Raw genomic sequence first — 15,706 nt, 5'->3', positions numbered from 1 at the left:
TGGCTTTCGTAACTTTAGCAATTTTAGATTACGCAGTTTATTAAACTGGCATTTTAGTATTGATTCTCCATAAAACTAGCGGAAGAACCAAAATATCTAGCAAAAAACAGGAGTCAATATGTCCCTAACTTCTCATGTCATATCTTCTTCTTCAGGACTAACTAAGTCAGATATACAAAGTCTTTTGGTGCTTTTGTATAAATTAGTAAAATTTAGTAAAGCATCGTTGCAATATATGCAATATGAATATAATTATGATTATATTCCTCCTCTAGCTATGACAGGCGCTTTACCATTGCCAGTCATTAAAGTAGAACTCCCAGCCCAAGAGTTACCTAATTTAAAATGGGTACTTTCAGTAGCTCAAAAAATAACGCTGATTTTGGTAAATGATACTGTCAGTAGCTTTTCAAATTTCTTTGATCGCAGCGTGTCTTACGGACTGGATGATGATGAGCAAAGCGAGAACTTGTCCCTCAACACTAAAGTCCAAGCTTTAGCAGATATCGAGCAAAAAATTCAAGATGCTGAAAGTAATCAAGAGTTAGAAAAAATTGCATTTGATCTGGCATCAATTACTCAAGAAATTACTGATGAAATTGTTGCTATTAATCCGTCTAGTGATGTTTCGTTTGGACTTGGAGAAATCTCTGATTTTGATAGACAGATTATGGCTATTGATGAGCAATTTGAATCGCATTATTTTCATGGAAATTTAGGAGATGTAGATTTTTCAGCGTTATCTAGCATAGAAGAATCAATCACAGACTTGTTAAGTTCTGCTTTCAAGAAAATTATTAATTCTAATGCAAAATTGTTGGAATTAGAAAACACTCAACCCTCGTCTATAGAAGTAGAGTTTTCTATAGGAACATCTGCAAATAAGCCAAGTTTTGAAGATTATAATAAATTATTTAGAAAAATCCCTCTTCCAGAAATTAGCTCTAGGTTTCAAGAAGATTTGGTTTTTGCCTATATGCAGGTTGCTGGGCCAAATCCACTGATGCTTCAAAAGGTATTAGAACAGGAAGATCCTTTACAAATTACCGACGAAGAATATCAGCAAATAGTTGGTACGTCGGACTCCCTAGAAGCTGCAAAGAGGGAAGGTCGGCTGTATAAAGCTGATTATTCTAAGTTAAAAAACATGGAAAATGGGAATTTTCCTAAACAACAAAAGTATATCTATTCCCCTTTAGCATTATTTGCAGTACCACCATCTGGTAGCCCATCTCGGTCTTTAGTACCAGTGGCTATTCAGTGTCAGCCGGAACATCCAGTATTCACCCCTCTAAATGGTAAGGAAAACTGGGCGATCGCTAAAAGCATTGTGCAAATGGCAGATAGCAATTACCATGAACTAATTAGTCATCTTGGCCGCACTCACTTATTTATCGAACCTTTTGTAATTGCTACTAAGCGGCGATTACCAGCAAACCACCATTTAAGAATTTTGCTAGAACCTCACTTTGAGGGAACTATATTAATCAATTACGGCGCTCATAAAATCTTGGTTGCCCCAGGACGTGAAGTAGATGCAATTTTAGCTAGTACAATTGAAAGCGATCGCCAGATAACTGTTGAAGGTGCCCAAGATTATTTGCATCATTTCAACAATGCCATGTTTCCCAACATTTTAGCAAGTCGCGGTGTTAATAATACTTCTCAACTACCTGAATATCCTTATCGAGATGACGGACTGCTGATTTGGAATGCTATTCAAAAATGGGTGCGTGCCTATTTGAGCAGTTACTATACCACTGAGTCACAGCTACTAGCAGACCAAGCTTTACAAAATTGGGCAAAGGAATTAATTTCCGAACAAGGAGGTCGCCTCCAGAATTTTGGTGAAGATGCGAATGGCACAATTAAGACGCTAGATTATCTAGTTAACGCTGTTTGCACAATCATTTTTACTGCTAGCGCCCAACACGCTGCGGTTAACTTTCCGCAAGGCGAACTTATGACCTATACACCTGCTTTTCCTCTAGCCAGTTACTCTCCAGCACCCACAAATCTCGACGAACCAGGCGATTTGATGAGTATCCTACCTCCCCTAGAGCAAGCCAAAACCCAACTTAAGGTAACTTATTTGCTTGGATCGGTCTACTATACTCAGTTAGGACAATACTCCAACTCATACTTTAAATCCAAGCCACAATTAAGTTCGGCACTGCTTACTTTTCAAAATGAACTCAAAGCAATTGAAAAGAAAATTAATCAGAAGAATCGTACAAGGATAATGCCTTACAAGTTCTTGCTACCTTCCCAAATTCCACAAAGTATCAATATCTAGTAGTATGTCCCAAAAGTTTTAAAAGGTTACTGTTTAGATCCCCGACTTCTTCAATAAGTCGGGGATCTAGCAGCCCCGCAAAATTAATGGGACAGACCACTAGTAGTATGTCAAGCTTGTTCTGAGGGTTTGTAGTAAGCACTTTAGTGATTAGAAAATGAAAATAAGGACTTTAGTCCTTACTACGAACTTGCGTACTCTACAACTAATCAACACCCCGCAGCTTGCGAGTATTATCAACTAAACTCTGAGCAAATTGATCAAATCTTTGGGAAAGCTTTTCATCTACTAGCTTGCCTTCAGGACTGAAAGCACCCCAAGCTTGTCCTATGGCAATTTGTTCTGGAATCACCCAACCATGCACCCATCGGACAATTAGCCGTAGGTCATTTAAAGCATTACTATTAGACTGACCCCCCAATACGCTGATTAATCCTGTCACTTTATCAGACAGTTGCTCAAAGCTCATCAAATCTAGGGTATTTTTCAGGACACCACTAACGCTACCATGATACTCAGGTGTCGCTAAAATTAATCCATCGGCGCGGCTGACTGTATCTTGTAACCGCAGAACATCTGGGTACTCTGGATACTCCTTTGCGCCAGTGCAAAACGGTAACTGCAACTGTCTTAAATCAATAATTTCTACCTCTGCTCCAAGGGCTTCTACCCTTTGCACTGCTAAAAGTAAAGCAACCTGGGTATAGGAGTTGGGTCTTAAACTACCACCAATGCCAACAATTTTCACCATAATTAACCCACGAACTATTAACTAGCTACTATTACCAAATTTATGAAAAAGCGGAATCGTTATGATTATGCTGATCTTAGCGATTTGTATCAGAATGTGTCAAATTAATATCTACTAGAGACTGGGGAAGATGAGGAGCAGTAAGTCTTTGCCCAATGCTCAGGCTGCGCCCTAAGCGTAGCTTACGGCAACTTTTGGAGATGCTACGCGTTAGCGGAGCTTTCGCTTTAGAGATATGCTCAGTACAAGTGCCCAATTCCCAGTCTTAACAGCTCAACTTCATGTAATAACCGGAAGAAACTTGGGAATGGTTTTGTGTGGAAGTTAGACTAGATAAGAAAAGTGTAATTTCCAGTTATTACAATTTTTGGTAGAAGAATAGGCATAAAACCATAGCTCAACTTGTGCCAGCAGACAAAGGGTAATTATTATGACAAATTTGGGAAAAAAACCATTGATAAAAAGACAGTCGCCAAAGCGTGGTGCTTGGGTTGGTGCGATTGCAGCTAGTTTGATTATGTTACCAGGAATTTTTGGGAGTACTCCCGTCTTGGCGCAAAAGGCAGAAAGCACCTCTTTAAATTATGGCGACTTGATCAAGAAAGCAAAGGCAGGAGAAATCCAAAAAGTAGAGCTTGACGAAACTGAACAGCTAGCAAAGGTTTATCTCAAAGGGCAAAAGGCTGATACACCACCGCAACAGGTGAGACTTCTGGCACAAAATACAGAGTTAATTAACATCCTCAAAGATAAGAATGTTGATTTTGGCGAAGTTTCCTCAGCTAATAGTCGAGCTGCTGTTGGACTGTTGATCAATCTCATGTGGATTTTGCCACTGCTAGCTCTAATGCTATTGTTCCTGCGTCGCTCGACTAATGCTTCTAGCCAAGCGATGAATTTTGGTAAATCCAAAGCTCGCTTCCAAATGGAAGCAAAAACTGGAGTAAAATTTGAAGATGTAGCCGGGGTTGAAGAAGCTAAAGAAGACCTCGAAGAAGTTGTTACTTTCCTGAAACAGCCGGAAAGATTTACTGCTGTAGGCGCACGTATTCCCAAAGGAGTGTTGTTAATTGGGCCTCCGGGTACTGGTAAAACTTTACTAGCAAAAGCGATCGCAGGTGAAGCAGGTGTACCATTCTTCAGTATTTCCGGTTCAGAATTCGTAGAAATGTTTGTTGGTGTAGGTGCATCTCGCGTGCGCGACCTCTTCAAGAAAGCCAAAGAGAATGCCCCTTGTCTAATATTTATCGATGAAATTGACGCAGTAGGTAGACAACGGGGTGCTGGTATCGGTGGCGGTAACGACGAGCGCGAACAAACCCTCAATCAACTGCTCACCGAAATGGATGGTTTTGAAGGTAACACAGGCATTATTATTATTGCTGCCACTAATCGCCCAGATGTTCTAGATGCAGCGTTGCTCAGACCAGGACGCTTTGACAGACAAGTGATGGTGGATGCACCGGATCTCAAAGGGCGACTGGAAATTTTGAAAGTCCACGCCCGGAATAAGAAAATTGATCCTAGCGTATCATTAGAAGCGATCGCTCGTCGCACTCCTGGTTTTACTGGCGCAGACTTAGCCAACTTACTCAACGAAGCTGCCATTCTCACTGCTAGGAGGCGCAAAGAAGCTGTCACCCTTTTAGAAATTGATGCTGCTGTGGATAGAGTCGTTGCAGGTATGGAAGGTACCGCCTTAGTAGACAGCAAGAGCAAGCGGTTGATTGCCTATCATGAAGTTGGACATGCTTTAGTTGGCACATTCCTCGAAGGGCATGACCCTGTGCAAAAAGTTACCCTCATCCCACGGGGGCAAGCACTGGGATTAACTTGGTTTACTCCCAACGAAGAACAGGGGTTAATTTCCCGTTCCCAACTCAAAGCCAGGATTACTGCTACTTTGGGTGGTCGCGCCGCCGAGGAAATTGTTTTTGGGAAGCCAGAAGTGACCACAGGTGCAGGCAATGACCTACAACAAGTCACAGGAATGGCGCGGCAAATGGTGACACGTTTCGGGATGTCAGAATTAGGCCCATTGTCACTAGAAAATCAGAGTGGAGAGGTATTTTTGGGACGTGACTGGATGAATAAATCAGAATATTCTGAGGAAATTGCCGCCAAAATTGATTCACAGGTGCGCGAAATTGTTAACAAGTCCTACATCAGAGCAATAGAACTGTTGCAAGAAAACCGCATAGTTTTGGAGCGTTTAGTAGATTTGTTGATAGAACAGGAAACAATTGAAGGCGATTTATTCCGCAAAATTGTTGCTGACAATACCCAGGTAGCCGATGCACAAGTGGCTGTACCTCATTAGGGATACGCTGTGGCGGAAGTTTGCCTATCTTCAACAAGAGGATTTGCGGTGTGCTGTACTAGTGAAAATCCAAATATTCAGATTCCCGACTTTTTCAAAAAGTCGGGAATTTTCTTGAGCAAAAGTCACAAGTGCGATCGCAAACTGTCTTTATAAAAATCCCTTGGCATGGACAGTATCAATTCTCGCTAATGACTGCTGTAAGTCAACCTGGTAGATAAACAGGAAGTGCGATCGCAAAGTTTAAGTATAAGGGACTTCCAAGAAATAAATTATCCAAATAAACGAACCACAGAGACAAGGCAGCGCGGTCTTCTCCCAAGGGGAGACGCTAAGAGCGATAGCGAGTCCGCGAGCGTCTGGGGGTTTCCCCCATGAGCGACTGCCGCACAGAGAGAGGAGGAATAGAGAGAGTTTTTGCGTCAGTTTTGGAACATTTTTTTATTTGGAAGTCCCTAATTGGATAGTACTGACAAACTCAGAACGGAAAAGTGGTATATACCAATGCTGCAATCCATTGAGCAACGCATCAAGCATGTCATCAATAATCTTCTGCCAGCAACGGCGGTTTACCACTTAGTGTGCAGACTGATTCTGTTTTCGGAATAAACTCGTTGAGTGCATTCACTAATTTATGCACCGTTGTACATAGATTGTCTTTGGCTGGAATGTGAGGATCATATTGTTTAAGAAGATTTTCAGCATTTCTAATAGCAATAGATTGCTTCTCAAATAGCTCATCATAAATCGTTTCGCTATTCTTCTGATATGTCCTACCAAATAAAGAAGTTAACTTCTTCAGATAATCACTTCGAGGAATACCAGTATTGAGAAATTCAAAATGTAAAACATACCATAATTCAAATGCTTCATTAGAATAAGCTACTTTAAAACCTTGAGCTTCAGCATTTTTAATAGCGTTATTAAAATCTTCTATAGTCCAAGAATCACAATCAAATACACACCAAACCTGATCGTACTCTCCTTGCTTATTCAGTTCCTTGGCGCTTTGAACTAGTTTGCTGGGATTCTCTCCTAAACCCTGTACGTCTATTTCAGCAACATTTTTAGGAACACGAAAACTCCTAAAGTAGTTAGGTTCAGTTTTCGCTCCTTCACATACGATTAAGAATCTCTGCTTGATTTCCCTAGTATTAACTTTTCTCGGTGAATATCCACGAAAGTTTGCTTTTGTTCTAGGCATGAGAGTCGATTAGATGATTCAAATTCCCAATATATGGAATTGCGCCATATCTACCTTGAATATAATCACTTTCAAATGGCGCATCGTCAGGTATCTTGTATTCGGCTAAAGAGTATAAATCTGTTGCACCATATCTATTCTTTTCAGTGAACCAAATCTGATCTCTACGAAAAAGCTTATTATTAAGCAAATTGGTATCGTGAGTCATAAATATTAACTGAGCATTATTTGGATTCGTTTCAGTAGAATTAAATAATTCAACAATTGCACGGCTGATTAAAGCATGAATTCTAGCATCGAATTCATCAATAATTAGGATTTTACCGTTTTTTAGTGTATCAACAAGAGGCCCTGCCAAAGCAAATACTTTTTGAGTTCCTTCAGATTCTTGATTGTCTAAATCAAATATCTCTATAGATACAGGATTTCCTTCCCCATTAAATTTTTGGTGCGTAGTTTGAACTGATGTTACTTTTGCCATCCCATTTTTTATAACGTAATTCTTTATTTCATCGGGTAACTCTTTAGGCCACAAATCAGTAGTTATTTCACTTTCCTTTACCTTGACATCGGAAAATCCCAAATCTAATTTTTTGAGTAACTGAAAAATCTCATCCTTATTTTTATTATTCGTTAAACAACTAACTGTGTATCTTTGATAGCCACTATCATCTAAACCAGAGGTAATTTTGACTCTATTTGTCAGCCAATCCAATATCATTTCTGCAATTTCGACATTAAATTGAGCAGATACAGACAAGAAGAGGGCATTATGTCTTGTTTTTTGTTGAATACCATCAGCTTTAAATCTTTTAGAAACACTAATTTTGTTGAGTTTACGCTCAAAAAGCCTCGTTTCTTTTATTTTAGGAACATAAAATAACCATTCAGAGACAACTTTCTCAATAGTTGCCTCAAAACCATATCTATATCTTTTGCCATTTATTAAAAATACAATTTCAAAAAAAGATGGTTTGTCTTCGGTTTCAGTGCTGAGTTTAAATCGCTCAACACCTATTTTTTCCGTACTTTGAGTCTCTTTAGAAGAATTAATCATGAACCATCTCATGAAACCTAAAGCTGTAGCCAAATTACTTTTACCACTAGCATTTGCACCGTATATTGCGGCGCTTTTAAGTAGTTTTAAATCATTATCTATTTCAAAAACGTTGTTTTCGTCGAGCTTTTTGTCTTTTGCGACAAGATTTGCTGCCACCATACTAAAGGTGACTTGCTCTTTAAACGATCTGTACTTACCGACACTAAATTCAATAAGCATAGGATGAAGTTTAGGCTTCAGACAAAAAATTGTGAATAAATAGTAATTTACTGCTTTAAGAGTAGCAATAATTGGTTAAAGATGCTAAATTATAAGATTGTTTTTACCATGTACAGATGTACTGTTATTAATATGTGCAGCATAATAAACGCCTGCACCGGACGATAGCGATTTTGTTGCAAAAGCTGACGCTAGACACTTAGAAGTGAAGCAAAGGTTTAAGTACAAGAAAATTACTTCAGAGTTCAGCAATTGCTAAAGCTTTTTGGTAGAGTATTCTAGAAAATCCATATCACGAGAATAGGCGATCGCCTTTGGCGTTGGCTGCGCCATCGCTAATTGCAATTGCCAGTTTATTATTCAAAATCGAGAACGCAGTTGCTATGATCAAACGCCTGCTTGTGGTAGAATCTCCCGGAAAAGTCAAAAAACTCAGTCAAATTCTGGGTTCGGATTGGAAAGTTCTAGCCAGTTGTGGCCATATCCGAGAACTCAGCAATGAAGGAGACGATTCCTTGGGCTTCGTCATGGACGGCAGTAATGTTCGGTGCAATTACGTTCCGCGTGACCAACGAGCGAAGGAAACAATCCAGAAGCTCAAGTCTGCGGTGAGGCAGGTTGATGAAGTTGTTTTAGCAACTGACCCAGACAGAGAAGGCGAGACAATCGCTTGGCATCTCAAAGAAACGCTGGGTTTAAGGGAACCGAAACGAGTAATTTATACTGAGATTACAGCATCGGCGGTGCAGAGTGCGATCGCTAATCCTAGAAAGCTAGACCAAAACTTAATTGGTGCTGGGTTGTGCCGAGATTGCCTAGATAAGTTGGTAGGTTATAAAGGTAGCCCATTAGTTTGGGCATTGAATAACGGCGCTAAGAGTGTTGGCAGAGTCCAAAGCGCCACGTTGCACCTAATTTGTCAGCGAGAAAACGAAATTCTGGCTTTTGTCCCCCAAGATTACTGGAGTGTCTGGGTAGATTATGCTGAAGGATTTCGGGCTTTTTACAAAGGGACGGTTGATTCTGCAAAAGATGCAGCAGAGCAAGAAACTGAAACTCACGATGACGCAAAGGTAGGTAATAGTCCAGAAACACCAGAGTCTAAGCGTGTTCTTTCCGAAGCAGAGGCTACACGTTTAGTAGAAGAAGCACAGCGACATCCTCATCAAGTTATTCATTTTGAAGGAAAAATCGTTAACCGCCAGCCACCTCCACCATTTACAACTTCCAGCCTTCAGCAAGCAGCCGGTTCAAAGCTGAGGTTTGCTCCTGACAAAACCATGATTGTAGCCCAAAAGCTTTATGAGGCAGGGCTGATAACATATATGCGAACAGACTCAGTAATGCTGAGTCCAGAATTTTGTGCCAGCGCCCGTAAATGGTTAGAGCAAAATGATCCGCAGAATGTACCGTCGCAAATCGCCAAACATCGCAGTAGCAAATCGGCTCAAGAAGCGCATGAAGCGATTCGTCCAACGGATGTGTTTCGTCCCTCAGTTCAATTGCGTTTAGAACTTCCTGATGATGAGTTTAATTTGTATGTGATGATCTGGAAACGGTCAATTGCTTCTCAGTGTCGTGCTGCCCAATTGCGTAAAACTTTGGTGATTACTCAGTCTGGTTCCCTACTGTGGTCAGCAAGAGGGCAAGTAATTGAATTTTACGGTTATGCTCGGTACTGGAACAATCTCAGCAAGGATAGTGTTTTACCTTCATTACAACAGGGACAAGCATTAAAACTGGAGAATGCTGGACATGAGCAGAAGCAGACGCAGCCACCACCTCGTTATAGTGAACCAAAATTAGTGCAACTGATGGAACGTAAAGGAATTGGTCGCCCAAGTACCTATGCTCCTACTGTTGCTACTTTAAAAAAACGAAATTATGTTGAGTTGAAAAAAGACCATCTGCAACCGACAGCGTTAGGGTTAGAAGTTGATGCGTTTTTGCTCAAAGCACTGCCGGATTTACTAGAGGCAGAATTCACAGCGAAAATGGAAGATGCCCTTGATGCAATTTCTGAAGGGAAAAACTCTTGGCAGCATTATTTAACTAGTTGGAATCAAAATTACTTTGTACCAGCGCTTTCCAAAGCTAAAACTGTAGTTGCGAGTTCCCCAACAGGTAAAGCTAATGTGATAACTGAGCGCAAATATGAAACTTCCAAGACTCGATGCTCTGAATGCAAAAATTTTCTCGCCAAAATTCCGAGCAGTAAAGTTAAAAAGAAATATTTCCTTAAATGCACAAAAGGCTGTGAAAATGTCGTGCTATTTTGGAGCGACTTTAACAAAACTTGGCAGCCACCACAAGCTAAAACAGTCCCGGCTGAAAATCAACAAAAGCCTCCCGTGAAGATGACGGCATATCCCTGCCCGGTATGTAAGAAACCTTTAGAGGAGTACAGTTACATCAAAGAGGGGCAGAGTAAGAAAATGTTGCGATGTTCTGACCCACAATCGCGTAAAGATACCAAACATAAAGATGTGGCTTATTTCAGTACGCCAAAAGGGTGGTGGAGTCCTAAGTTTGGGGAGTTAGGAGTTAAAAATTAGGAGTTAGGGACTTCCAAGAAATAAATTACCCAAATGAAACGAACCACAGAGACACAGAGAACACAGAGGAATGAGGAGGAGAGAGTTATGTAGGTTGGGTTGAGGAACGAAACCCAACATTTTCATAGCTTTGTTGGGTTGCGCTTTGCTTTACCCAACCTACAATTTTTCTTAACCCAAGTGTATTGGTCTATGGAGTAAAGTCCGATTACAAATTTTTGTAGACTTCACCATCATTTCGCTTACCAACGCGAAAAACATCAATTAATTTACTTTCTTCATCAATCGTGTAGAGAATTCTATATTCACCTTGATCGACACGATAACCCCCCTCATAGCCTTTCAAGGCTTTACAATCTTGAGGTCGAGAATTGCCTTGAAGCGAAAGGATTTTAGATACAACCTGCTTATAAAGTTTCGCTTGCAAATCTAACAAATCCTTTTCCGCAGTCTTAGCAATTCTCAAACTGTAGCGTTCACTCATTTCCACGCTTGGCACTAATTGCCTCTAAGGTAGTAAACCCATCATTTTCCTCTATTGCACGACGAAGTGTTTCTGAATCAATAGCATCTTCAACAGCTTCAAGCAATTTCAAATCATCAAGACCGATAATTGCTACGGCAGGTTTACCATGACGCTGAATTATAATCCGCTCACCCTTATACTCAGCACGATTAATAAGCTCTTGGAAGTTTGCGCGAGCTTCTGTTGCACTTATGGCAGTCATAGCGCCTCACAAAATTAAATAATTGATGCTCATCAAAATGTAATTTTTGTACAAGTTGCTAAAAATATACAAAATTTACGTTCTGTACTAATATTACACAATGGATAAAACAATTTCTAGTTGATTTTAGATTTATGAACTGTAATGCGATCGCATCGCATCAAACCCCTTTTAAGTTCAATTAGGACTGACGCAAAAAATCTCTCAAACTCTTATTTCTCCGTGTACTCTGCGCCTCTGCGGTAGCCTGCGGCAAGCCGCTGACGCTCCTTCGTCGCTACCGCTTCGCTAATGCGTCTATGTTATTCTGTAACTCGTGCGTAAGTTCTATCAATTTAGGGCAAGCGAAAGTCAGAAAATCCTAAGTACTCCCCCTAACTCTCCTCAGTTGTACTTGGCCTGAGCAGCCGCTTAATTAGGTGAGCCAATAATTCTAGTCCAGCATCCTTGGCAAAAAATCCGTCTGCTTCGGGACACATTTGTTTCCCATGCACCTCTAACTCATTCTTGCTCATGAAAGCCGTGACAAGAATGATCACAGGAGAACGGGGCAAGCGGCGCTTGAGCGCAGTAATGATTTCCATGCCATCTATACTTAACTCATGCCGAGCCGTAGGCAGCACAAAATCGACTAGAAATATATCGTATTCATTGAGTTCCTCTAACTCCCATAAAAAACTAGACACTGACTTGTAAGTTGCTACAGCATATTGTTGCTTCATAAAGCGTTGGACAATCCGACACCAGTGTTCGTCATCATCCAAAATCGCCAGCTTGTACATGGAGATTCAATTCCTTTTTTGACCAAGAAGAATAATCATATCCAAAAAGGCATCGTAGTCAGTGATGGGTTTGGTATAGCAACTGTCAGCCCCAGATTGGGACAACAGGAGATGTTGCTCGGCGGGCATGGTGTAAGCTGTCACCAAGATTATTGGTATTTGTTTCCACTGTGCCTTCAAATGGCGCGACAGGATGGAGCCATCGACTTTTTTTCCTTCCCACCTAGCTCCCGGCAAATTTATATCCATAATCACCAGTTCTACTGCCCCTGCTTCGCATTGTTGGAATATCTCTTTTGGCTCGGCAGTAATAAACACCTTGTGACCCCCCAAACGTTCGATTAGTTTGGCGGTTCCCTTAGCCAGGAGTTCGTTATCTTCAACCAGTAGGATGTTCAAGATTGTTACTAAAACCTCTATGCTCTGGAAGCGCTTACATTCATGTATGAGAGTAAGGTACAGATGATTTTAATTGCCGTCCAAATATTAAAACCCATAAAAATACCCATCTTTTTTATAGTCAGGTGAAATATCTTCCAAGGGCCAAGCCCCTAGCTTTTAGCTAGGGGCTTGGCCCTCAACTAGAGAACCCTGACCTTTTATATGACTTTGTTCGTTTAGAGGCAGGGTAAAAATCACGGTGTTTCCCTGCCCTAGTCCAGGGCTTTCAAGCCATATCTTACCACCCATCAGTTCCACTAATCGCTTGCAGATAGTCAGCCCTAAGCCTGTGCCCCCGTAGGAACGCTGGGCAGAACCATCAGCTTGCACAAATGGGGAAAACAGTTGCTCTGAGTTTTCCATCTCAATACCGATACCTGTATCGTGTACCGAGATTTGAGCCATTGTCCCAGTACTATCTGACAACAGCCCGGACATCGATTTGACCTTCATCTGTGAATTTGAAGGCGTTATCCAGCAAGTTTGTCATCACCTGGCGGACTTTGATCTTGTCGGCGAAAACAGTCTCGATTTCACAGTGGAGTGTCAGAGGAATTGCCTTGTAGCGACTTTCGGCACCTGAGAGGAAACATTGCTCTTGTAAAAGCTGTTGCAAATAAACTGTCTCTAAATCTAAGGCTATGCGTCCATCTTCAATCTTGGCAATGTCAAGCACATCGTTAATGATGGTGACAAGATTTTGCGTCGATTGATAAGCGCCATCTATATATTGGCGCAACTCCTCTTCATTTTCATAAAGGCGGTCTTTGAGCAACTTTAAGTAGTTTAAGGTTGAGGCCAGAGGGGTTCGCAGTTCGTGGCTAGTAGAAGCCAAAAAGTTGCTCTTGAGGCGACTCACCTCTTCGGCGGCAGCTCGGGCATGAGAGAGAGCTTCGTTGTGCATCTCAACTACCAGGCGTTGCTGCCGTTCGCGCTGATAGAGGCGGTTTTGCAACACAGCCAGCGATAGATGAATGTTCAAAGACTGGATGAGTTCCATCTCTTCGATGCTCCAGGGGTGAGCTTTATCTTGTTTGAGCGCCTGCCATTGCGCCATTGACTGGCGGGGTCGCTCTTGGCGCTCATCGGCTTCCTCATCGCCAGCCCAAAGATTTTTTGTGCCCATTTGGTCACGAAAGAATGTTAGATACCCCAGGAATTCTTTACCATAATACAAGGGTTGAACAATCAAACCCCGAATAGGTGTGGTCTGGAAGGATTCAATCAGTTGGTGTAGACGCGGTTCTTGCTGAAGATTAATTACCACTCGCAGGGGAGGTTTATCTTCTTGGGTTAAGCGAGTGTCGATGGGAGTAGGAGTTTCCCCTACCTCTTGCCAAAGGGGATGATTTTCTAGTAAGTTTGGTTCCTCAAGCTCAGATGGGGCCGGTTGATTTCCGTAAGTATAAAGATGGGCTGGTAAAGCCTCATCTGGGGAAGTGAGGTACAACCTGCCTCCAGAACTGCCAGAAGCTTTGACTGCTTGCTCTAGAACGTTATGCAAAATCTCTTCAGGCCCGAGAGGCGCGTGCAGCATAGTGGCAATCTGATTAACGATCGCATCACGCTGCTGCTGTTCCTGCACCTGACTCAGCAGATTCGCCTGGGTAATCGCCAATGAAACCTGATCGGCAAGCAATTGGACGACCAGCAAATCTTCAGATGTAATCTCTCTGGGTTCGGCATGATGAGAAATTAATAGCCCCCAGAGTTCCTGTTGATAAATTATTGGCACTACCAGAGAAGATTGCACACCCATCTGGGTGAGATAGTCTATATGGCAGGGGTCTACGGGACGGCTTAAGATATCTTCGAGGGGTTGCTCTTGTATTTCTTCAACGGTCAAGTCGCCGGTTGCCGTCGTTTTGGGAGTGGGCAGCGAGTTAAGGATAATTCGTTGTTCGCTGACATTGACAATGGAGCGGGTACGTGCTTTAACAAATAAAGCCCGCGCTTGGGGCGGAATGTCATCAGCTGGATAGTGTAATCCTAGCAAAGAAGGTAGGCGGTTGGGGGCACTAGCTTCGGCAACAACGTGTCCATGCCCGTCGCGATCGAAGCGGTAAACCTTAGTCCGGTCGGTTTGCAAAAATGCCCGCAACTCGACCACAGTTGCATCCAAAATCTCTTGGAGGTTCAGCGATTGCCGGATGCGGTTCGCCATGCGAGCCAGTAGAGCTTCTTTACGTTCAGGAAGTAACTGATCTTTTAGGTTTCTAAAACCAGAATTTGTAGTCAACTGGTGCTCCAATTTATCGAATAAGTATTTGTTATTTAACTAGGCTAGCAATTACCATAGCTAATTTCGCTGGTTCTATTGGCTTAGTCAAATGTTTTTGAAATCCTGCTTGGAGAATTTTTTGCTGGTTAGTCTCTCCAGCGTATGCTGTAAGTGCGATCGCTTGGATTCCCCCTTGCTGTGGCGGTAGGGATGTCTGACGACAAGCCGCTTCGCGTCTACGAATTTCCCGAATCAGCATATAGCCATCCATTTCTGGCATCCCAATATCACTTAAAATAATATGTGGTTTCTCAAGTGCAAAGGCGTCTAGTGCAAGCGATGCTGAGGCGAAGGCACGCACAGAAGCACCATACTGTTGCAGGGTGAAAACTATTAGCTCGCGGGTGTCAACTTCATCATCCACGACTAGTACATTTACCCCCTGAAGATTAGGGGAACTATCGGGCAAACTTTTGTCTTCAATTGTTTGAGGCTCGACACTCTTGATAGGTAACAACACAGTAAAGGTAGCACCTTTATCATCTCCTTCACTTTCTGCTTGGATTGTTCCACCGTGCAGTTCAACGATTTGATGAGCGATCGCTAAACCAAGCCCTAAGCCGCCAAAGGTTCTTGTTGTGGTATTGTCAGCTTGACGGAAGTAATCAAAAACGTGAGGCAGAAATTGTGGGTTGATGCCTTTACCCGTGTCACTGACTTGGATTTGCGCTTGTGTACCCACGCGCTCAAGTCGTACTTCCACCTCACCCCCGGACTCTGTAAACTTAACGGCGTTAGATAACAAATTCCAGACGACTTGCTGCAAGCGACTGGGATCGCCCAAAACTTGCCCTATATCTGATTCTAATTTCGTCTTGAGTTGAATTGACTTGGCTTGAGCCGCTAAACGCACAGTATCAAGGGCTACTTCAACGACTGCGGACAGATCAACAGAACTGATCTTCAGGCTGAGTTTTCTTTGAAGAATGCGGGAAACATCCAGTAAATCTTCCATTAGCTGAGACTGCAACTTGGCCGGGAGCATCCCATTTTTGCAGAAATACTGATTCATGAGTGTAGTATGGGGAGAACACAATACTTACTTAAACCATAGGCATGACCCCCGAAG

At 42.1% G+C, this 15,706-nt stretch carries 13 protein-coding genes; 3 read left to right on the top strand and 10 right to left on the bottom strand.

What is annotated here, in order from left to right:
- Positions 1-118 precede the first annotated feature (118 nt).
- Positions 119-2,296, top strand: a complete 2,178-nt coding sequence (locus V7K25_RS14150) for a lipoxygenase family protein (RefSeq protein WP_335158891.1) — start codon at positions 119-121, stop codon at positions 2,294-2,296.
- A 205-nt stretch (positions 2,297-2,501) separates the two neighbouring features.
- Here V7K25_RS14150 and V7K25_RS14145 read toward each other — a convergent pair whose 3' ends face one another.
- Positions 2,502-3,047 (bottom strand): NADPH-dependent FMN reductase, encoded by a 546-nt coding sequence (locus V7K25_RS14145; RefSeq protein ID WP_335158890.1) that lies wholly within the window; start codon positions 3,045-3,047, stop codon positions 2,502-2,504.
- A gap of 430 nt (positions 3,048-3,477) precedes the next feature.
- Here V7K25_RS14145 and ftsH point away from each other — a divergent pair, with 430 nt between their 5' ends.
- Positions 3,478-5,367, top strand: coding sequence for an ATP-dependent zinc metalloprotease FtsH (gene ftsH, locus V7K25_RS14140; protein WP_335158888.1), 1,890 nt, complete (start codon positions 3,478-3,480; stop codon positions 5,365-5,367).
- 541 nt (positions 5,368-5,908) lie between these two features.
- Here ftsH and V7K25_RS14135 read toward each other — a convergent pair.
- Both V7K25_RS14135 and V7K25_RS14130 read right to left on the bottom strand, forming a co-directional pair.
- A complete protein-coding gene (locus V7K25_RS14135) occupies positions 5,909-6,571 on the bottom strand; it encodes an RloB family protein (protein WP_335158886.1) in 663 nt (220 codons plus the stop codon).
- Positions 6,564-7,850 carry an AAA family ATPase gene (locus tag V7K25_RS14130; RefSeq protein ID WP_335158884.1) on the bottom strand — a complete coding sequence of 429 codons (1,287 nt, stop codon included), beginning with the start codon at positions 7,848-7,850 and terminating at the stop codon, positions 6,564-6,566. The genes V7K25_RS14135 and V7K25_RS14130 overlap by 8 nt, the downstream gene beginning before the upstream one ends.
- A 383-nt stretch (positions 7,851-8,233) precedes the next feature.
- Between V7K25_RS14130 and topA the strand changes: the two genes are divergently transcribed.
- On the top strand, positions 8,234-10,405 hold the full coding sequence (topA, locus tag V7K25_RS14125) for a type I DNA topoisomerase (protein ID WP_335158882.1): 2,172 nt from the start codon (positions 8,234-8,236) through the stop codon (positions 10,403-10,405).
- Between the two features lie 208 nt (positions 10,406-10,613).
- Here the strand turns inward: topA and V7K25_RS14120 are convergent, their stop codons facing one another.
- The 7 genes from V7K25_RS14120 to V7K25_RS14090 form a co-directional block, all read right to left on the bottom strand.
- A complete protein-coding gene (locus V7K25_RS14120) occupies positions 10,614-10,889 on the bottom strand; it encodes a type II toxin-antitoxin system RelE family toxin (protein ID WP_041565284.1) in 276 nt (91 codons plus the stop codon).
- Positions 10,882-11,133, bottom strand: a complete 252-nt coding sequence (locus tag V7K25_RS14115) for a type II toxin-antitoxin system Phd/YefM family antitoxin (RefSeq protein WP_335158880.1) — start codon at positions 11,131-11,133, stop codon at positions 10,882-10,884. Before V7K25_RS14115 ends, V7K25_RS14120 begins: the two co-directional genes overlap by 8 nt.
- Before the next feature lie 374 nt (positions 11,134-11,507).
- The gene (locus tag V7K25_RS14110) at positions 11,508-11,915 is read right to left on the bottom strand and encodes a response regulator (RefSeq protein ID WP_335158878.1); all 408 of its coding nucleotides are present in this window, start codon (positions 11,913-11,915) and stop codon (positions 11,508-11,510) included.
- Between the two features lie 6 nt (positions 11,916-11,921).
- Complete coding sequence (locus V7K25_RS14105) at positions 11,922-12,314, bottom strand: response regulator (RefSeq protein WP_335158876.1); 393 nt, start codon at positions 12,312-12,314, stop codon at positions 11,922-11,924.
- 159 nt (positions 12,315-12,473) lie between these two features.
- A complete protein-coding gene (locus V7K25_RS14100; protein WP_335158874.1) occupies positions 12,474-12,809 on the bottom strand; it encodes an ATP-binding protein in 336 nt (111 codons plus the stop codon).
- Positions 12,772-14,595 carry a GAF domain-containing protein gene (locus V7K25_RS14095; protein WP_335158872.1) on the bottom strand — a complete coding sequence of 608 codons (1,824 nt, stop codon included), beginning with the start codon at positions 14,593-14,595 and terminating at the stop codon, positions 12,772-12,774. The genes V7K25_RS14100 and V7K25_RS14095 overlap by 38 nt, the downstream gene beginning before the upstream one ends.
- Positions 14,596-14,626: 31 nt before the next feature.
- On the bottom strand, positions 14,627-15,592 hold the full coding sequence (locus V7K25_RS14090; RefSeq protein ID WP_335158870.1) for an ATP-binding response regulator: 966 nt from the start codon (positions 15,590-15,592) through the stop codon (positions 14,627-14,629).
- Between the last annotated feature and the right edge of the window lie 114 nt (positions 15,593-15,706).

Source organism: Nostoc sp. (assembly GCF_036919495.1).
Lineage (GTDB): Bacteria > Cyanobacteriota > Cyanobacteriia > Cyanobacteriales > Nostocaceae > Nostoc.
The sequence above is the reverse complement of the archived record's forward strand: the minus strand, read 5'-3'. Positions and strand labels throughout refer to the sequence as shown.